Here is an 18,225-nt window from a genome sequence, read left to right as displayed (position 1 = left end):
TTCTGTGCGTTGTCGATGAGCTATCGTGTTGCTATTAACGGCTACGGCCGAATCGGACAGAGCGTGCTGCGCGCCATCTATGAAGCGGGTTATCGCGACCGGCTGCAGGTGGTTGCGCTCAACGAGCTGTCGGATATCGATACCGTCACCTACCTGACCCGCTACGACACCACCCATGGCCGCTTTCCGCTGCCGGTGGAACATGACGGCAGCCACCTGCTGATCAGCGGTGACCGTATCCGGGTGCTGAACGAGGAAGACCCGCGCAACCTGCCGTGGCGCGAGCTGGATGTCGACCTGGTGCTGGAGTGCTCCGGCACCTTCAAGGATCGTCATACCGCCGAGCTACACCTGGCCAAGGGCGCCAAGCGGCTGCTGTTCTCGCAGCCGGCCACCGCCGAGGTGGATGCCACCATCGTCTACGGCCTGAACCAGCAGGACCTGCGGCCGGACCACAGCGTGGTGTCGGCCGCCTCCTGTACCACCAATTGCGTGATACCGGTGCTGGAACTGCTGGACCGCGAGCTGGGCATCGTCAACGGGATGACCACCACCATCCATTCGGCGATGAACGACCAGCCGGTGATCGACAGCTACCACCAGACCGACCTGCGGCTGACCCGCAGTGCGCTGCAGTCGATCATTCCGGTGGATACCGGCCTCAACAAGGGGATCGACCGGTTGCTGCCGCACCTGGCCGGCAAGTTCGAGTGTCTGCACCTGCGGGTACCGACCATCAACGTGTCGGCGATGGATATGGCGATCAATGTGCGCCAGCCGACCGACCCGGCGTCGATCAACCGGATCATGCGTACGGCGGCGCACGGCCCGTTGAAAGGACTATTGGGTTATACCGATGAACCGCACGCCTCGGTAGACTTCAACCGCGATCCGCGCTCCGGCGTGGTGGACGGTACCCAGACCCGGGTCAGCGAAGGCACGCTGATCAAGATGCTGGTCTGGTTCGACAACGAGTGGGGCTTCGCCAACCGGATGCTGGATGTGGCGCAGTACTGGCTGACACAGAAATAAGCCTGACGATTTTGGCGTACTGCGCGGATCGCGCGGTACGCTGCCTGGGATTGTGAACAAGTTATAGAGTGTAAAAGATGTCCGTATTGAAGATGACAGAGCTGGATCTGAGCGGCAAGCGCGTGCTGATCCGTGAAGACCTGAACGTGCCGGTCAAAGAGGGCAACGTAACCTCCGACGCCCGTATCCGTGCGGCGCTGCCGACCATCGAGCTGGCGCTGAAGGCCGGTGCCAAGGTGATGGTGATGTCCCACCTGGGCCGTCCGACCGAAGGCGAATATGCCGAAGAGTTCTCGCTCAAGCCGGTGGCCGATCACCTGGCCGGTCTGCTGGGCCGCGACGTGCCGCTGATCAAGGACTGGGTCGACGGTGGTTTCGAGGTCGCCGAAGGCGAGCTGGTGCTGCTGGAAAACGTCCGCTTCAACGCCGGCGAGAAGAAGGACAACGAAGCACTGTCCCAGAAGATGGCGGCACTCTGTGACGTTTACGTGATGGATGCCTTCGGCACCGCTCACCGCGCCCAGGCGTCTACCCACGGTGTTGCCAAGTTCGCCCCGGTGGCTTGCGCCGGGCCGCTGCTGGCCGGTGAGCTGGATGCGCTCGGCAAGGCGCTGGACAATCCGGCCCGGCCGCTGGCGGCGATCGTCGGCGGCTCCAAGGTTTCCACTAAACTGGAAGTGCTGAACTCACTGTCCGACAAGGTCGATCAGCTGATCGTCGGCGGCGGTATCGCCAACACCTTCCTGGCGGCAGCCGGCAAGCCGGTTGGCAAGTCGTTGTGCGAGCATGACCTGGTGCCGGTGGCCAAGGCGCTGATGGAAAAAGTGAACATCCCGCTGCCGGTCGACGTGGTCACCGCCAAGGCGTTCGCCGAATCCGCCGCGGCCGAGATCAAGTCGGTCGACGACGTGGCCGAGGACGACATGATCCTGGATATCGGCCCGCAGTCTGCCCAGATGTTGGCTCAGCTGCTGGCCGGTGCCGGCACCATCATCTGGAACGGCCCGGTGGGTGTGTTCGAATTCGACCAGTTCGGCGACGGTACCCGTGCGCTGTCGCTGGCGATTGCCGCTAACCAGGGCTTTTCCATCGCCGGTGGTGGCGACACACTGGCAGCGGTAGACAAGTATAATATCGCCGACAAGGTCTCCTACATCTCCACCGGTGGCGGTGCGTTCCTCGAATTCGTGGAAGGCAAGGTGCTGCCGGCCGTGGCGATGCTGGAATCACGCGGCAACTGATTTCCGATGGGCCGGTGCGACCGGCCCGTCCCGATGAATTTTTAAGCGAAGGGTGACAACATGGCTCTGATCTCCATGCGCCAGCTGCTGGACCACGCCGCCGAACACGGCTATGGCATTCCGGCGTTCAACGTCAACAACCTGGAACAGATGCGCGCCATCATGGAAGCGGCCGCCAAGACCGATTCGCCGGTGATCGTGCAGGCTTCCGCCGGCGCGCGTAAATACGCCGGCTCCAACTTCCTGCGCCACATGATTCTGGCGGCGATCGACGAGTTCCCGCACGTGCCGGTCTGCATGCACCAGGATCACGGCACCTCGCCGGCGGTCTGCCAGCGCTCCATCGCGATGGGCTTCTCCTCTGTAATGATGGACGGCTCGCTGCGTGAAGACGGTAAGACTCCGTCCGACTACGAGTACAACGTCGACGTGACCCGTCGCACCGTCGAGATGGCGCACGCCTGCGGCGTCTCCGTCGAGGGCGAACTGGGCTGCCTGGGCTCGCTGGAAACCGGCCAGGCCGGTGAAGAGGACGGCATCGGTGCCGAGGGTACCCTGTCCCACGACCAGCTGCTGACCGATCCGGACGAAGCGGCCGACTTCGTGTCGAAGACCAACGTCGACGCCCTGGCGATCGCCTGCGGTACTTCCCACGGCGCCTACAAGTTCACCCGTCCGCCGACCGGCGACATCCTGGCGATCGACCGCATCAAGGCGATCCACGACCGTATCCCGAACACCCACCTGGTGATGCACGGTTCCTCCTCGGTACCGCAGGAGTGGCTGGCGGTGATCAACGAGTTCGGCGGCGAAATCCCGGAAACCTACGGTGTGCCGGTTGAGCAGATCGTCGAAGGGATCAAGCACGGCGTGCGCAAGGTCAACATCGACACCGACCTGCGCCTGGCTTCCACCGGTGCGGTACGCCGCTTCCTGGCGCAGAACCCGTCCGAGTTCGACCCGCGTAAGTTCCTGAAAGCGACGATGGTGGCGATGTCCGATATCTGTATCGACCGCTACGAAGCCTTCGGCTGTGCCGGCAACGCCAGCAAGATCCGCGCGATCTCGCTGGAAGATATGGCGACCAAGTACGAAGCCGGCGAGCTGGACGCCAAGGTCAACGCCTGATCGTCCACCCTCTGAGGTAACCTGAAAAGCCAGTCAGCGGCCGCCGCTGACTGGCTTTTTTGTTTATAGAGTGGACAGTTAACAGTGTTGAGCTGACAGACCGTAGACCCGCGCCCCGCAGAGGCGCGTCCCGCGGCGACAGTTTTTCACATTTCCTCTACACGGGGTCTCTTTGTCGATCAGTACGAGCCAGCAGTTCTATCACCGTCCGATCAACTTCGTCACAGACTCTCCAACCTTACAACAGCCGCCAACCCCCTCACGCCCCTCCGTTAACCACTATCTTTAAAGAGAAAACCGGGGTTGAAGTCCAATATAAAGGAAAAAATTCCTTCATCCTGTTGATGAATGAAATATGTCCTGTATATTGGATTTTTATTCGGTTTAACAACATTAATCTGCAGCAGGGTATCCGGCATGACGCGAGACGAATTCCTCCAGGGGTTGGCTGAGCAGTGTGAACAGCTGAAACGTGACGGCTTGTATAAGAGCGAGCGCCAGATTCTGTCGCCGCAGGCGGTCGATATCCGGCTCAGCGACGGTCACCAGGTGGTCAACTTCTGCGCCAACAACTACCTCGGCCTGGCCGACCATCCGGCGCTGATCGCCGCCGCCAAGCAGGGGCTGGACGAACACGGCTTCGGTATGGCGTCGGTGCGTTTCATCTGCGGCACCCAGGATATCCACAAGCAGCTGGAAGCGCGGCTGAGCCAGTTCCTCGGCACCGAGGACAGCATCCTCTACTCCTCCTGCTTCGATGCCAACGGTGGCCTGTTCGAGACCCTGTTGGGGCCGGAAGACGCGATCATCAGCGATGCCCTGAACCACGCCAGCATCATCGACGGGGTACGGCTCAGCAAGGCCAAGCGGTTCCGCTATGCCAACAACGACATGGCCGAGCTGGAGCAGCGTCTGCAGGAGGCGCAGGACTGCCGGGTGCGGCTGATTGCCACCGACGGGGTGTTCTCGATGGACGGGGTGATCGCCAACCTGGAGGCGGTCTGCGACCTGGCCGACAAGTACAACGCGCTGGTAATGGTGGACGACTCCCACGCGGTCGGTTTCGTCGGCGAGCAGGGCCGCGGCAGCCATGAATACTGCGGCGTGCTGGACCGGGTCGATATCCTGACCGGTACCTTCGGCAAGGCGCTGGGCGGTGCCTCGGGCGGCTACACCGCCGGCCGTAAAGAGGTGATCGACTGGCTGCGGCAGCGCTCACGTCCCTACCTGTTCTCCAACTCGGTGGCGCCGGCGATCGTCCAGGCAACCCTGGCGGCGCTGGACCTGGTCGAGCAGGGCGGCGAACTGCGCCAGCAGTTGCTGGACAATAGCGAGTACTTCCGTACCCGGATGAGCGAAGCCGGCTTCACGCTGGCCGGCAAGGACCACGCCATCATCCCGGTGATGATCGGCGACGCGGCGTTGGCCAGCGAGATGGCCGATCGGCTGCTGGCCGAGGATATCTACGTGATCGGTTTCTCCTACCCGGTGGTGCCGATGGGGCAGGCGCGGATCCGCACCCAGATGTCGGCGGCACACAGCCGCGAGCAGCTGGACCGGGCGATCGACGCCTTCACCCGTATCGGCCGCGAGCTGGGAGTGATCTGAGGAGATGAGCATGCGCGCATTGGCGAAACTGCACCCCGAAGAGGGGATCTGGCTGCACACCACCCAGCGACCGAAAATGGGTCACAACGACCTGCTGATCAAGATCCACAAGACCGCTATCTGCGGTACCGACGTGCATATCTATAATTGGGACCATTGGGCTGAGCAGACCATCCCGGTCGGCATGACCGTTGGCCACGAGTATGTCGGCGTGGTGGCCGATATCGGTTGCGAGGTGGAGGGTTTCAAGGTCGGTGACCGGGTCTCCGGTGAGGGCCACATCACCTGCGGCCACTGCCGCAACTGCCGGGCCGGTCGCCGTCACCTGTGCCGCAACACCGTCGGTGTCGGGGTTAACCGGGAGGGCGCGTTCGCCGAGTACCTGGTGATTCCGGCGATCAATGCGTTCAAGATACCGGACAATATCTCCGACGAGCTGGCGGCGATCTTCGACCCGTTCGGCAACGCGCTGCATACCGCGCTGTCGTTCGACCTGGTTGGCGAGGATGTGCTGGTCACCGGCGCCGGCCCGATCGGCATCATGGCGGCGGCGGTGGCACGTCATGTCGGCGCCCGCCACGTGGTGCTGACCGACGTTAATCCGTACCGGCTGGCGCTGGCCCGCACCATGGGTATCGAGCATACCGTCAACGTGGCCGAGCAGTCGCTGGACGAAGTCATGGCCGAACTGGGGATGAACGAGGGCTTCGATGTCGGTATGGAGATGTCCGGCGTGCCGGTCGCCTTCCGCGACATGCTGAAAGCGATGAATCACGGCGGCAAGATCGCTATGTTGGGGATCCCTTCCGACGAGATGGCGATCGACTGGAACCAGGTGATCTTCAAGGGGCTGACCATCAAGGGGATCTACGGCCGCGAGATGTTCGAGACCTGGTACAAGATGGCCTCGGTGATCCAGTCCGGTCTGGATCTGACCCCGCTGATCACCCACCGCTTCCCGGTCGATCAGTTCCAGCAGGGCTTTGACGTGATGCGCTCCGGCGAATCCGGCAAGGTGATTCTGGACTGGACTTAATCCTTTAAAGCTTGCGGAGCGCTTAGCGCTCCGCCTTATGCACCACTAAAAACGCCCGCGCAAGGCCCGGCCCCGGATTGCGGATGACATGCTGCACGTCGGCCGGGTAACGCAGCGTGTCGCCAGCCTGGGCGGTGGCCCGCACCTGGCCCTGCAGATTGATCTCTAGCGTGCCGTCGCTGACCGACAGGTGCTCTCGGGTGCCGCGGCTGTGCGGTTCCGAATCCAGCGCGCTGCCAGGCTGGATAATCAACTCATACCATTCGAACTCGGTGGCGGTGGCGATCGGGTTCAATGCCCGCAACTCGCAGCCCTCATCGTCACTCAACATTCGCGGCGTGCTCTGGGCACTTTGTTGCTCGATCGCCAGCTCGCTGTTGTCGACGCAACGGGCGGTCAGCTCATCGATGGACATGCCCAACGCTTGGGTGATATTCCACAGGCTGGTGAAGGTCGGGTTGGCATTGTCGCGCTCGATCTCGGACAGCATCGAACGGGAAACGTTGGAACGTTCGGCCAGCTGGGTCAGGTTCAGGCCGAGTTCCTTGCGGCGCTGCTTGATGGCGGCGCCCAGGTTGGGGGTGTTGCTGTGCGGCACGGCTGTTCTCTCAGACGGTGGCTCCGGTAGCGGAAACGCTGCCGAGCATGATACCAGAGAGCGGCCGGGGATGGTCTTTGTGCCGGCGCGGCGCTACATTGTGGATAAACGCCTGTCTTGCCGAGATCCCGCCCTGTGGATAAAACCCTGCGTCCCGAACTTTTTGTTGACCTGAACGAACTGGCGCCCGACATTCTGGTCGAGCTGAAATATTTCGACGGCGACAACTTCGTCGGCCAGCCGATTGACGGTTACCGGGCCAACCGCTGTTGGCTGACCCGGCCGGCAGCGACTGCTCTGGCCCATGTCCAGCGGCAGCTCAGTGAGGTCAGCCTGGGCTTGAAGGTGTTCGACGGCTACCGGCCGCAGCGGGCGGTCGACCACTTTATCCGCTGGACCGAAAGCCCGGGCGAGGGCGAGCGCAGGGCCGATTTCTTCCCCGATCTGAGCAAGTCGCAGCTGTTCAGCGAGGGCTACCTGATCCGTCGTTCCAGCCACAGCCGTGGCAGCACCGTCGATCTGACCCTGGTCGACGCCGCCAGCGGCGAGGAACTGGAGATGGGCACCCGGTTCGATCTCTTCGGCCCTGGCTCTTGGATCGACAGCCGGGCGGTCAGTGGCCAGGCCCAGGCCAACCGGCTGCTGCTGCGTGAACTGATGGGCCAGCACGGCTTCCTGCCGTTCCATCAGGAGTGGTGGCATTTCACCCTGCAGGATGAACCCTTCCCTGACCGCTATTTCGATTTCCCGGTGGAGTGAACGGCCGGCTGCCAAGTCCAGCCGCCGGCAGATGGTCGACACCTTCAAGCTACGGCTGCTCTTCTGTATCGATACCGCCCTGGTGACCGGCTGCCCGGCCGGCGCATTGTTGCGGGTGGCGTTCGAATGGCCCCGCGATCAGGCTGCGCCTTAGCGGTTTTCGAGGGGGAGGCCGTGGGGGATCGCCTGTTAGGGGCCGCGTTGTCGGTAGCGCGTTGCAACAAGTGGCTCGGTAACGGACCGCGGCTGGTGCCTTAGGGGGCACGCTGCATGGCATTTTAAGCGCCGCTAGCTATCGGATAGTGGCTACACTGTTAGCAAGATGCCAGATCCGAACCGCCGCGACTCGGAGTGAGCGCGGCTTCGAGACCGATTCCATGAGCCAACCTCCGGGCCATCGTAAACTGTCTGCCATTCTGAGCGCCGACGTCGTCGAATATTCGCGCCTGATGGAGCACGATGAGCAGGCTACGATCAATACGCTGAAAGAGTACCAGGCGGCGATCAGCCGGGTGATCACGCGCCATCAGGGGCGTATTGTCGATGCTCCCGGAGACAATATCCTGGCGGAGTTCCCCAGCGCAGTGGAGGCGGTCGAGGGCGCCGTCGAGATCCAGAAAGTGCTGGAAGGCCGCAACCTGGAACTGCCCGCCGAGCGGCGCATGGAGTTTCGCATCGGCGTCAACCTTGGCGACGTCGTCGAGGACGACGACGGCATCATCTTCGGCGATGGCGTCAATATCGCCGCACGGATGGAGGCACTGGCCGACCCCGGCGGCATCTGCATCTCCAGCCCCGTCTACGATGCCGTTTCGGGCAAGGCGCATTTCGGCTATGACTTCCTCGGCGAACAGCAGGTCAAGAATATCGCCAAGCCGATCAACGTCTACCGGGTGCGGGCACAGGATACAGCCGCTCCGTTAGGAAAGGGCTTGCCGCGTTTCGGTGGTTTGCTCGCCGCTATTGCGCTGACGGCCGGCCTGGCCTTGGGCGGTCTGACGGCCTGGCTGTTGGTTGACCGGCCGGCACCGCCGGTGACTCCGGTTGAGCAGACGGCCAGTCCGGCTGCTCAGCACGCCCCGATTCGCAACGGCGGGGAGTATCTGCTGGTCGGGGTATTGAGTGACCTCAGCGGCGTTACCGCATCCATTGGCCGTATCAATGCCCAGGCTTTCATCGATGCGGCCAACTGGATCAATGCCAACGGCGGTATCAACGGCAAGCTGATCGATCTCGATGTTGTCGATACCTCCTACCTGGTCTCCAGGGCTCTGGCTGCCTACCGTAAGTGGCAGACCCAGGGGGTACTTGCGATCCAGGGCGCCGGGACACCGATTACCGAGGCGCTGATCAAGTCGATCAGCGAGGACCAGGTGCCGATGTTCTCGTACTCCTATGCCGCCTCTCTGACCGACCCGACCGGCCTGCGCAGCCGCCGCGCGACACCGTACAATTTCTTTTATGGTCCTTCCTATTCGGACGGTTGTCGCGGCCTGGTGCAGTGGGCACACACGGATTGGCAGGCGCGCGGGGGCAACCGCGCGCCTCGCTTTGTGCATATCGGCGCCAATGAGCCCTACCCCAACGCGCCGAAAAAAGCCTGCCAGGCATTTGCCGTCGAGTTGGGTTTCGAAATACTGCCGTCCATCAGGCAGGCGATGGTGCCCGGGGATTTCAGTTCGCAGTGCCAACAATTGAAAGAGCTGACCGCGGATTATGCTTTTCTCGGCAATACCACAGGCTCTGTTACCGCGCTGTTGCGGGACTGCCACGCTACAGGCGTGGAAACCCAGTTCATGGTGAATGTCTGGGGCTTTGACGAGACCGTGATGAAAGCGGCCGGGGTTGCGGCCGATAGCGTGGTATGGGTGATGGGGGCGGTCAAGTGGGGCGACAATGTGCCGGGCATGTATCGGGTGCGGGAAGTCTCGAAGATGTCAGACCCGGCGGGTCGGAACTATCGGCCGGTTCACTATATCCGCAGTCTCTGTTCGATGTTCTATCTCAAGGAAGCGATGGAGTGGGCCGACCGCAATGGTGGCCTTAGCGGGCCGAATATACGTAGCGCCATCTACCAGCATCAGGACTGGATACCCGAAGGACTCGAGGGGGTCTGTTCACCGGCCACCTGGTCCCCCGAAGATCATCGCGGTGTCAATCGGGTGCTGATCTATCGTAGCCATATCAGCGGGCCGACCGAGGCCGGGGTTGCCGAGCTGATCGAGCTGGGTACCATCCGCATGGAACCGGTGCTGTCGGTCGATATCCCGCGCCGGCCCGAGTGGCTCGGCTTGTAACTTCATTACGTCACCGCGCTCGACATCGCTTAGGCGCCGGCTTGGCTATGCTGTGGCTTGCTGCACAGCTAGCAGAGCCGGGGCCGTGTGGAGATCGGCCTGATCCCTTGCACTATATCAATAATGGCTAATGTTGTTGTCGATTGCCCTTGAAGGCGGCGGTGTGCGTCCCCATGTTGATGTTCAAACGGCAGAGTAATTCACGCGCTTGCTCGCTGGAGGAGCGCATATAGCACGTTGGCGTTACGCGGCGTGGAATTAGAGGCCGTCGCAAAACTACTGCGCTCGGTGATACGGCGTTAAAAATCGGCTCATTGCGCTTGCGCAAAACGCCTGTAAGGCGGCCCGAAGGGCGAGCGGAGCGAGTAATATGCTCATTTACAGTACGTAAACTCCGCTTTTTCACCGATTTTTGCCTTGTCTCACCATCGCTCGCTACGTTTAGCGACAGCCTCAATAGGAGGCTACATGAGACCCGATAAATTCACTGCGAAACTGCAGGAAGCCCTGGCTGACGCCCAGTCCCTGGCGGTAGGCCGCGACCATAACTACATCGAACCGAGCCACCTGCTGGTGGCCCTGCTGGAACAACAGGGCGGCACCATCAAGCCGCTGCTGGTGCAGGCCGGCGGTAATATCGACAAGCTGCGCGGCGAACTGAACCGCGCACTGGACCGGCTGCCGACCATCCAGAACCCGGATGGCAACGTGCTCTGGTCGCAGGATGCCGGTCGACTGCTGAACCTGTGCGACAAGCTGGCCCAGAAGCGTGGCGACCAGTTCATCGCCTCCGAGTTGCTGGTATTGGCGCTACTGGACGACAAGTGCGAGGCGGGCAAGCTGCTGCGTGAATCCGGGGTCAACAAGGCTCAGCTGGAGAGTGCCATCATGCAGATGCGCGGCGGCCAGAGCGTCGACGATCCGAACGCCGAACAGAACCGCCAGGCATTGGACAAGTACTGTATCGACCTGACCGAGCGGGCCGAATCCGGCAAACTGGACCCGGTAATCGGTCGTGATGACGAGATCCGCCGCACCATCCAGGTGCTGCAGCGGCGCACCAAGAACAACCCGGTGCTGATCGGCGAGCCAGGGGTAGGTAAGACCGCCATCGTCGAGGGGCTGGCCCAGCGGATCGTCAACGGCGAGGTGCCGGAAGGGCTCAAGCGCAAGCGGGTGCTGGCGCTGGATATGGGTGCCCTGATCGCCGGTGCCAAGTTCCGTGGCGAGTTCGAGGAGCGCCTGAAAGCGGTGCTGAACGAACTGGCCAAGCAGGAGGGGCAGATCATCCTGTTTATCGACGAGCTGCACACCATGGTCGGTGCCGGCAAGGCCGAGGGCGCGATGGATGCCGGCAATATGCTGAAGCCTGCGCTGGCCCGTGGCGAGCTGCACTGCGTCGGTGCCACCACGCTGGACGAGTATCGCCAGTATGTCGAGAAGGATGCCGCGTTGGAGCGCCGCTTCCAGAAGGTGCTGGTCGACGAGCCGAACGAAGAGGATACCGTGGCGATCCTGCGTGGCCTGAAGGAGCGCTACGAAGTGCACCACGGCGTCGATATCACCGACTCGGCGATCATCGCCGCGGCCAAGCTGAGCCAGCGCTACATCACCGACCGCCAGTTGCCGGACAAGGCGATCGACCTGATCGACGAAGCCGCCTCCCGCATCCGCATGGAGATGGACTCCAAGCCGGAGGATATGGACCGCTTGGAGCGCCGCCTGATCCAATTGAAGATGGAGCGCGAGGCGCTGAAAAAAGAGACCGACGAGGCGACCCGCCAGCGGCTGGCCGATCTGGAAACGACTATCGGCAAGCTGGAGAAGGAGTACGCCGATCTGGACGAGCTCTGGCAGGCTGAAAAGCTGGCCTTGCAGGGCTCCCAGCAGGTCAAGGAGAAGTTGGAACAGGCCCGCACCGAACTGGAGCAGTACACCCGTGCCGGTGACCTGAGCAAGATGTCCGAACTGCAGTACGGGATCATTCCGGATCTCGAGAAGCAACTGGTCGCCGCGTCCGAAGCGGAAAGCCAGGGCACCCAGGGAACACTGCTGCGCAACAAGGTCACCGAGGAGGAGGTCGCCGAAGTGGTCTCCCGCTGGACCGGTATCCCGGTCAGCAAGATGCTGGAGGGTGAGCGCGACAAACTGCTGCGGATGGAAAGTGCCCTGCACGGCCGGGTGGTTGGCCAGGACGAGGCGGTGGTGGCGGTGTCCAACGCCGTGCGTCGCTCCCGCGCCGGGCTGGCCGATCCGAACCGGCCGAACGGCTCGTTCCTGTTCCTCGGTCCGACCGGGGTCGGTAAGACCGAGCTGTGCAAGGCACTGGCCAGCTTCCTGTTCGATACCGAGGAGGCGATGGTGCGGATCGACATGTCCGAGTTCATGGAGAAACACTCCGTGGCGCGGCTGATCGGTGCGCCGCCGGGCTATGTCGGCTACGAGGAGGGCGGTTACCTGACCGAAGCGGTGCGCCGCAAGCCCTACTCGGTACTGCTGTTGGATGAGGTGGAGAAGGCCCATCCGGATGTGTTCAACATCCTGCTGCAGGTGCTGGAGGATGGCCGCCTGACCGATGGCCAGGGCCGCACGGTAGACTTCCGCAATACCATCGTGGTGATGACCTCCAACCTGGGCTCCGACCTGATCCAGAACTTCAGCGACGATGACGACTACGAGCTGATGAAGCGGGCGGTGATGGAGGCGGTCGGTACTCACTTCCGGCCGGAGGTGATCAACCGGATCGACGAGGTGGTGGTGTTCCACAGCCTGCGTAAGGCGCAGGTTGCCGGCATCGCCGAGATCCAGCTCGACCGGCTGCGCAAGCGGCTGGCCGAACGCGAGCTGTCGATGACCCTGACCAGCACCGCGCTGGACAAGCTGGTGGAGGTCGGTTTCGAGCCGATCTACGGCGCCCGGCCGCTGAAGCGGGCGATCCAGCAGTGGATCGAGAACCCGCTGGCCCAGGCGATCCTGGCTGGCCAGTTCAAGCCGGGCAGCGAGATCGCGGTCGATGTGGCCGATGGCGAGTTCGTGTTCAGGTAATTGAACATCAAGCGTCCGTTTTGAAGTTAGGGCCTGCCGGGCAACCGGCGGGCTCTTTTATTTGAGGCCCGGCAGGCGCCTGAGGGTGGGTTAGATTTTGCTTGCATAAAAAGGTACATCGCCGTGACCTTTTCTCCGCCGCATTTAATCCTTTCAGTGTCGGAACCAGACAGCATCCGGCATTGCGCTGGCTCCATAATGCCTGATCTTTCATCGCCTTACCTGGAGCTGACATGTCCGATTTTATCACTGTACTACGCGAAACCTGCCCCACCCCTGTCGTTGATGCCACCAAGTGGATGCGCATCGGCGGTGACCCGCACACCGTAAACCTCAATGCCTACACATCTCAGGATGGCAGCAAGATCATGGGTACCTGGATCTGCACGCCGGGCAAATTTGAGGTGAACTACGACAAGTGGGAGTTCTGCCATTTCCTGGACGGTTACTGCATCGTCACTCCGGAAGGGGAGGAGCCGAAGCACCTGAAGGCCGGCGATGTGTTCGTGATCGAGCCCGGCATGAAAGGCACCTGGGAAGTGGTGGAGACAGTGCGCAAGTACTTCGTTTTTGCCTAGGGTATTTGAATTGGGCTTCGCCAAGCGGAGCCCCGCCACTAGCTCCATCCAGTATTGACGCTACGGGCTGATTCAACCGATTTTCCTGCTGCCGCGGTCATATCGGCCAGTCGTTCCCGCCGCGATTCTATAGCGACCTCATCCCATTCAGCATCATGCTCGGCAACCGGGCGGATGCCCTGAAACTGGCCGGCGGCATACACCTTCCGTTTGCTCGAGTCGCCGCCACTTTCCGTATCTACATATTGCACCGCGTTTGCTTACTGACCAGGCTACTCAGGTGTACGCTTCGTCACGAAGCGGGTCGCGTTTACCGATGTGCTCAACGGCAACCACCTATGGTGTTTTTTGTGGCTGATTGATGGTCGCTCGAACAATTGTCGGCATTTTGATCTGAATGGCTGGCGGTTGGGGCAAAGAATCTGGAAAATAACCCGTTAATTAAATCGGTTACGGAAGAGTCAGGGCCGAGTTTCAGGATCAGGCGCTGTTAAGAGAGTCCAGATGAGCAATGTTCGAGTACTGATTGTCGATGATGCCAAGTTCATTCGTGAACGGGTAACCAAGATCGTCAACGAGGCGTTCCCGGAATATGCGGTGGATGCGGCGATCAACGGCCTGGAAGCGATGGAGCTGATGCAGCGTCAGCCGTACGACATCATCCTCTGCGACTGGGAGATGCCGGAGGTCAGCGGGCTGGAACTGTTGCAGTGGACTCGCGCCGACGAAACCCACAAGGCGGTGCCGTTCCTGATGGTTACCAGCCGGGGCGAGCGTGGCTACGTGCTGAAGGCGATCCAGGCCGGCGTCAACGACTACCTCGGCAAACCGTTCAATGCCGAGCAGTTGACCGACAAGATGGTCAAGCTGCTGGCCAAGACCGGCAAACTGAGTGCCGAGAAGCAGCAGCGGGCGCAGGCGCTGATTGAACAGGATCTTGCCCGCCGTGCCGCCCGCCAAGCCGGCCAGCAGGCGCCGCAAGAAGCGGCCAAGCCGGCCGCCAACGCCAAGGGATTGGCCCAGTTGCGTACCAGCCAGGGGATCTACCGCTGTGCCATCAAGGACCTCAGCCTGCAGGAAGTGCTGGTGGTGGTGAAGAACGAGGGCGCCATTCCGCAGGTGCTGGAGCAGGTGGTGGTCGATATCGAACAGCTGTCCGGCGACAGTGTGGCACGGGTCAACGGCTTCATCCTGATGGTGCAGGCGCAGGAGAAGAAGCTCAATTCCACCTTCATCAACGTCAAGGTCCAGTTCGTCGACGACGACCCGGACAAGATGGCTCACCTGTCTAAATATATCGCCAGCGTACGCTGATACGACGTTGGTTACAGGCAAAAGACATAAAAAGAGCGACCCTAGGGTCGCTCTTTTTATCCGTCAGTTATGAGTTAACAGTGATGGGCTAACAGCGTTGCGTGGTCCATGCGCTCTAGGGGCGACACCGTACCCGATGCGAGCCTGAGCCACTGTTCACTCAAAACCGTTAACTCACGGCTGTTTATAAAAAAGCCGGGCATCCCGCCCGGCAACACAGTCACCCTTGCAGGTAGACCTTAATGGAACCTCAGTAGCCGAATGCCAGGTCGCGCAGGAACAGGCTGATCTGCGGGAAGAAGATCAACAGCACCGACACCGTCAGCAACATCAGGATGAACGGCGGCGTGCCCTTGACCACCTCGACGTAAGGCCGCTTGAAGATCGCGATGGCGGTGAAGATATCGCAGCCGAACGGCGGCGTGGCCGAGCCGATCGCGGTCTGCAGGGTGATGATCACGCCGACCAGGATCGGGTCGATACCGGAAGCCTTGATCACCGGTGCGAAGATCGGCACCAGGATCAGCATCACCACGATCGGATCGACGAACATGCAGCCGACGAAGAATGCCAGCGAGATGATCAGCAGGATCTCGATATCGGACATCGCCGACATGTTCAGCCCGCCGAGTAGCTCCTGCGGGATCATCGCGAACGAGATCATCCAGCTGAAGGCCGCGCCGGCCGCGATCAGGACAAACACCACGGCGGTGATGATGCCGGTGGACTGGGCTGTTTCGTGGATGTCGCGCAGCTTCATCGACTTGTAGACGAACAGTTCGAGGATCAGTGCGTAGAGCACCGATACCGATGCCGCTTCGGTTGGACTGAACACCCCCGAATAGATGCCGCCAATGGTGATCACCGGAAACATCAGCGCCGGGAACGCACGCCGGCAGGACTGCAGTCGCTCGCGCCAGCTGGCCTTCGGGATCACTTCGATCCCCTTGTAGACCGCGTAGATGTAGCAGTACAGCGAGAACATCGCCACCAGCAGCAGGCCCGGCCCGATACCGGCGATGAACAGCTCACCGACCGAGGCGCCGTAGATCACCCCGAAGATGATCATCCCCATGCTGGGCGGAATCAGGTAGGCCAGGTCACTGGCGTTGACGATCAGTGCCAGTACGAAGGAGTCCTGGTAGCCGTGCGCGCGCATCCGCGGTCGCATGGCGCTGCCCACCGCGACCACGGTGGCCTGGGTGGAGCCGGACACCGCACCGAACATCGCGCAGCTGACCGACGAGGTGATCGCCATACCGCCACGGACGTGGCCGATGAAGGCCATCGCCACGTCGATCAGACGGTTGGCGGCGATGCCGCGGGTGACGATATCCGCGGCCAGTACGAACATCGGGATCGCTACCAGAGAGGCGGGTTGCACGCCGCTGATCATCTGTTGGATGGCGGTCAGCGGACTGATCTCCAGTACGAAGTGGAAGCCGACCAGGGCCGCTATCAACAGTGGCATCATCATCGGAAAGCCGGCCAGCAGCAGCGCCAGCATCAGCAGGATAATTACAGTAGTCATCGCTCTGACCTCCGGTTAGATGGACTGCTCGGGCGAATCGTTCTCTTTCGTCTCCATCTCGTGAAACGAGTGGTAGACCTCCCGGTGCATCAGGTTGCGGATAAATGTCAGGCAGTACTGCACACCCATCATGAAGAAACCGACCGGGACCACGATGAAGGTGAGGTACATCGGCCATTGCAGCGCCGGTGTTACCCGGCCGATCCGTTCCACCTTCATGACGTAGAGGATGGAGTAGTAACAGAGGTAGAACATCACCGCTGCGGTCAGCAGGCTGATCGCCAGCATCAGCAGTTTGCGCGGGCGGACCCCGAGGGCGTCGTACATCGCCGTCATCCGGATATGGCGACCGTGGCGGGCCGCGAAGCTGGCGCCGATAAAGGTCACCACCAGGATCAGGAACTGGTTCAACTCCTCGGAAAAGTAGATGCTCTGGCCCAGTGCGAACCGGCCAACCACATTGGCGATGGAGTTCAGGGCGATCAGCAGAACTGCACTGGTGAGCAGAAAGGACTCGCTGCAGCCAACCGCCTGATCAATCCGGTGCAGCAGCCGCTGCAGGGGCGGCGGGCAGGGGGCGACAGAGGTGGAATGCTCGTACATGGGGGCCTCCGGTTATTATTATAATCATTACAATAGTAGTGGTCCTTGCGGTGATTGTAATGAAGTCATAAAAAAAACAGGTCGTCAAGCACCTCTGTTCACTATTCCAGGTAGCTCCACAGCCGAGCTTGCTCTGATTGTCATGAAATTATTTAAGAATTGACATGGTTTTTATGCCTGCTTATTGTGCTGGTTAATGTCCCTCACCGCAGTGCGGCTTCATGGGGCAGCAGACCGCTCTCAAAACAAAAACAAGTAGAGGCAAGTCGAAATGTTTGTTAAACGACTGAATAAAGCACTGGCATGTGGACTGGTATTGGGCATGGGACTGGCGGTACAGGGGGTACAGGCGGCGACCTGGAAGATCGCCATCGAAGAGATTCCGGGCAGCATCCAGGAAGCGCATGCCAAAAAACTGGGCGAACTGCTGGAGCAGAAGTCCGGCGGTGATATCAAATTGAAGGTTTTCCCGTTCGGCACCCTCGGCGATTCCGCCGATACCGTCGAGATGGTGGCCAACGGTGTGCTGCAGTTCACCACTGTCGGCACCGGCCATGTCGGCTCCTTCGTGCCGGAGATCCAGGTGCTGTCGGTACCCTACCTGCTCTCCGACCGGGATGCGGTCAACAAGCAGGTGCTGAAACACAGCAAGACCATCTATGACGACCTGGATGCCAACTTCCGTCAGTCGTCCCTGAAGCTGATGTCCGTGTATCCGGAAGGCGAGATGGTTTGGACCACCCGCCGGGAGATCCGCAAGCCGGCGGATTTCGCCAACTTCAAGATGCGCATCATGGCGTCGCCGATGCTGACCGAGACCTACCGGCAGTTCGGCGCCAATCCGACCCCGCTGCCGTTCTCGGAGGTCTACGGCGCATTGCAGCTGAGCATGGTGGACGGCCAGGAGAACCCGGTCTCGGCGATCGAGGAGATGAAGTTCTACGAGGTTACCGACTACATGATCTGGCCCGGCCATCAGCAATTCACCGCAGCGGTGTTGGCCAACCCGGACTGGTTCGACGAGCTGAGCGAGCAGCAGCAGAAGCTAGTCAAGGAAGCGATGGATGAGGCCGCCGATTATGTCTTCGACTACCAGAAGCGCCATAACGCGGCCCTGCTGGAGAAGATCAAGGCCAAGAAGCCGGATATTCAGATGATCGAGCTGTCCGACCAGGAGCGGGCCGCGTTTCGCCAGCGGGCCCAGGTATTGCAGCGCACCTTCGTTGAGATGGTCGGGCCGGGCGGCCAGCGGGTACTGGATGGCCTGGTGGCCGAGATCAAGCAGGCTGAACAGCAGTAAGTCAGTCTGTTAAGACGCGAAAACCCGGCCGAGGCCTAATGCCAGTCAGTTAAGCCAACTGACTGGCATTTTTCTTTCTCACGGGGTAGCGGCATGGGCAGCTCTTTAATGCCCGGGGATAACGCCGCTCTCGCCTTGTCGGCAACACGAAAGTG

General features: G+C 61.2%; 15 protein-coding genes. 12 read left to right on the top strand and 3 right to left on the bottom strand.

Going from position 1 to position 18,225, the window contains the following annotated elements; genetic code table 11:
• Positions 1 to 15 precede the first annotated feature (15 nt).
• From K6T12_RS17275 to tdh, 5 genes are all read left to right on the top strand, one after another.
• Complete coding sequence (locus K6T12_RS17275; RefSeq protein WP_222224124.1) at positions 16 to 1,032, top strand: type I glyceraldehyde-3-phosphate dehydrogenase; 1,017 nt, start codon at positions 16 to 18, stop codon at positions 1,030 to 1,032.
• Positions 1,033 to 1,109: 77 nt separating this feature from the next.
• A complete protein-coding gene (locus K6T12_RS17270) occupies positions 1,110 to 2,273 on the top strand; it encodes a phosphoglycerate kinase (protein ID WP_222224123.1) in 1,164 nt (387 codons plus the stop codon).
• A gap of 60 nt (positions 2,274 to 2,333) precedes the next feature.
• A complete protein-coding gene (fba, locus tag K6T12_RS17265; protein ID WP_222224122.1) occupies positions 2,334 to 3,401 on the top strand; it encodes a class II fructose-bisphosphate aldolase in 1,068 nt (355 codons plus the stop codon).
• A gap of 417 nt (positions 3,402 to 3,818) precedes the next feature.
• A complete protein-coding gene (locus K6T12_RS17260; protein WP_222224121.1) occupies positions 3,819 to 5,009 on the top strand; it encodes a glycine C-acetyltransferase in 1,191 nt (396 codons plus the stop codon).
• 10 nt (positions 5,010 to 5,019) lie between these two features.
• Complete coding sequence (gene tdh / locus K6T12_RS17255; RefSeq protein WP_222224120.1) at positions 5,020 to 6,045, top strand: L-threonine 3-dehydrogenase; 1,026 nt, start codon at positions 5,020 to 5,022, stop codon at positions 6,043 to 6,045.
• Positions 6,046 to 6,067: 22 nt separating this feature from the next.
• Here tdh and K6T12_RS17250 read toward each other — a convergent pair whose 3' ends face one another.
• Positions 6,068 to 6,643 (bottom strand): helix-turn-helix domain-containing protein, encoded by a 576-nt coding sequence (locus K6T12_RS17250; RefSeq protein ID WP_222224119.1) that lies wholly within the window; start codon positions 6,641 to 6,643, stop codon positions 6,068 to 6,070.
• A 135-nt stretch (positions 6,644 to 6,778) separates the two neighbouring features.
• On the opposite strand from K6T12_RS17250, the gene K6T12_RS17245 reads away from it, so the two are divergent.
• The 6 genes from K6T12_RS17245 to K6T12_RS17225 all read left to right on the top strand — a co-directional run bounded on the left by K6T12_RS17245 (position 6,779) and on the right by K6T12_RS17225 (position 14,636).
• Positions 6,779 to 7,402 carry a M15 family metallopeptidase gene (locus tag K6T12_RS17245; RefSeq protein WP_222224118.1) on the top strand — a complete coding sequence of 208 codons (624 nt, stop codon included), beginning with the start codon at positions 6,779 to 6,781 and terminating at the stop codon, positions 7,400 to 7,402.
• A gap of 31 nt (positions 7,403 to 7,433) precedes the next feature.
• Positions 7,434 to 7,556 carry a hypothetical protein gene (locus K6T12_RS21605; RefSeq protein ID WP_255611857.1) on the top strand — a complete coding sequence of 41 codons (123 nt, stop codon included), beginning with the start codon at positions 7,434 to 7,436 and terminating at the stop codon, positions 7,554 to 7,556.
• Between the two features lie 223 nt (positions 7,557 to 7,779).
• The gene (locus K6T12_RS17240; RefSeq protein ID WP_222224117.1) at positions 7,780 to 9,699 is read left to right on the top strand and encodes an ABC transporter substrate-binding protein; all 1,920 of its coding nucleotides are present in this window, start codon (positions 7,780 to 7,782) and stop codon (positions 9,697 to 9,699) included.
• Positions 9,700 to 10,167: 468 nt separating this feature from the next.
• A complete protein-coding gene (gene clpB, locus K6T12_RS17235) occupies positions 10,168 to 12,744 on the top strand; it encodes an ATP-dependent chaperone ClpB (protein ID WP_222224116.1) in 2,577 nt (858 codons plus the stop codon).
• 233 nt (positions 12,745 to 12,977) lie between these two features.
• Complete coding sequence (locus K6T12_RS17230) at positions 12,978 to 13,322, top strand: cupin domain-containing protein (protein WP_222224115.1); 345 nt, start codon at positions 12,978 to 12,980, stop codon at positions 13,320 to 13,322.
• 504 nt (positions 13,323 to 13,826) lie between these two features.
• Positions 13,827 to 14,636, top strand: a complete 810-nt coding sequence (locus K6T12_RS17225; RefSeq protein ID WP_222224114.1) for a response regulator — start codon at positions 13,827 to 13,829, stop codon at positions 14,634 to 14,636.
• A gap of 250 nt (positions 14,637 to 14,886) precedes the next feature.
• Here the strand turns inward: K6T12_RS17225 and K6T12_RS17220 are convergent, their stop codons facing one another.
• Together K6T12_RS17220 and K6T12_RS17215 are read right to left on the bottom strand one after the other, a co-directional pair.
• Positions 14,887 to 16,167 carry a TRAP transporter large permease gene (locus K6T12_RS17220; RefSeq protein ID WP_222224113.1) on the bottom strand — a complete coding sequence of 427 codons (1,281 nt, stop codon included), beginning with the start codon at positions 16,165 to 16,167 and terminating at the stop codon, positions 14,887 to 14,889.
• A 15-nt stretch (positions 16,168 to 16,182) separates the two neighbouring features.
• Positions 16,183 to 16,770, bottom strand: a complete 588-nt coding sequence (locus tag K6T12_RS17215) for a TRAP transporter small permease (RefSeq protein ID WP_222224112.1) — start codon at positions 16,768 to 16,770, stop codon at positions 16,183 to 16,185.
• A gap of 271 nt (positions 16,771 to 17,041) precedes the next feature.
• Here K6T12_RS17215 and K6T12_RS17210 point away from each other — a divergent pair, with 271 nt between their 5' ends.
• Positions 17,042 to 18,070, top strand: coding sequence for a TRAP transporter substrate-binding protein (locus tag K6T12_RS17210; protein WP_222224111.1), 1,029 nt, complete (start codon positions 17,042 to 17,044; stop codon positions 18,068 to 18,070).
• Positions 18,071 to 18,225: the final 155 nt, after the last annotated feature.

This window comes from Marinobacterium arenosum (assembly GCF_019795155.1).
GTDB classification, from domain to species: Bacteria; Pseudomonadota; Gammaproteobacteria; order Pseudomonadales; family Balneatricaceae; genus Marinobacterium_C; species Marinobacterium_C arenosum.
Note: the sequence above shows the minus strand (reverse complement) of the source record. Positions and strands in the feature narration are given on the sequence as shown.

What these genes read in the sequence shown, in the direction of transcription:
- K6T12_RS17230 (WP_222224115.1), top strand. Translation starts at nt 12,978, where the DNA reads ATGTCCGATTTTATCACTGTACTACGCGAAACCTGCCCCACCCCTGTC.
- tdh (WP_222224120.1), top strand. Translation starts at nt 5,020, where the DNA reads ATGCGCGCATTGGCGAAACTGCACCCCGAAGAGGGGATCTGGCTGCAC.
- K6T12_RS17220 (WP_222224113.1), bottom strand. Translation starts at nt 16,167, where the DNA reads ATGACTACTGTAATTATCCTGCTGATGCTGGCGCTGCTGCTGGCCGGC.
- fba (WP_222224122.1), top strand. Translation starts at nt 2,334, where the DNA reads ATGGCTCTGATCTCCATGCGCCAGCTGCTGGACCACGCCGCCGAACAC.
- K6T12_RS21605 (WP_255611857.1), top strand. Translation starts at nt 7,434, where the DNA reads ATGGTCGACACCTTCAAGCTACGGCTGCTCTTCTGTATCGATACCGCC.
- clpB (WP_222224116.1), top strand. Translation starts at nt 10,168, where the DNA reads ATGAGACCCGATAAATTCACTGCGAAACTGCAGGAAGCCCTGGCTGAC.
- K6T12_RS17270 (WP_222224123.1), top strand. Translation starts at nt 1,110, where the DNA reads ATGTCCGTATTGAAGATGACAGAGCTGGATCTGAGCGGCAAGCGCGTG.
- K6T12_RS17225 (WP_222224114.1), top strand. Translation starts at nt 13,827, where the DNA reads ATGAGCAATGTTCGAGTACTGATTGTCGATGATGCCAAGTTCATTCGT.
- K6T12_RS17240 (WP_222224117.1), top strand. Translation starts at nt 7,780, where the DNA reads ATGAGCCAACCTCCGGGCCATCGTAAACTGTCTGCCATTCTGAGCGCC.
- K6T12_RS17210 (WP_222224111.1), top strand. Translation starts at nt 17,042, where the DNA reads ATGTTTGTTAAACGACTGAATAAAGCACTGGCATGTGGACTGGTATTG.
- K6T12_RS17215 (WP_222224112.1), bottom strand. Translation starts at nt 16,770, where the DNA reads ATGTACGAGCATTCCACCTCTGTCGCCCCCTGCCCGCCGCCCCTGCAG.
- K6T12_RS17260 (WP_222224121.1), top strand. Translation starts at nt 3,819, where the DNA reads ATGACGCGAGACGAATTCCTCCAGGGGTTGGCTGAGCAGTGTGAACAG.
- K6T12_RS17275 (WP_222224124.1), top strand. Translation starts at nt 16, where the DNA reads ATGAGCTATCGTGTTGCTATTAACGGCTACGGCCGAATCGGACAGAGC.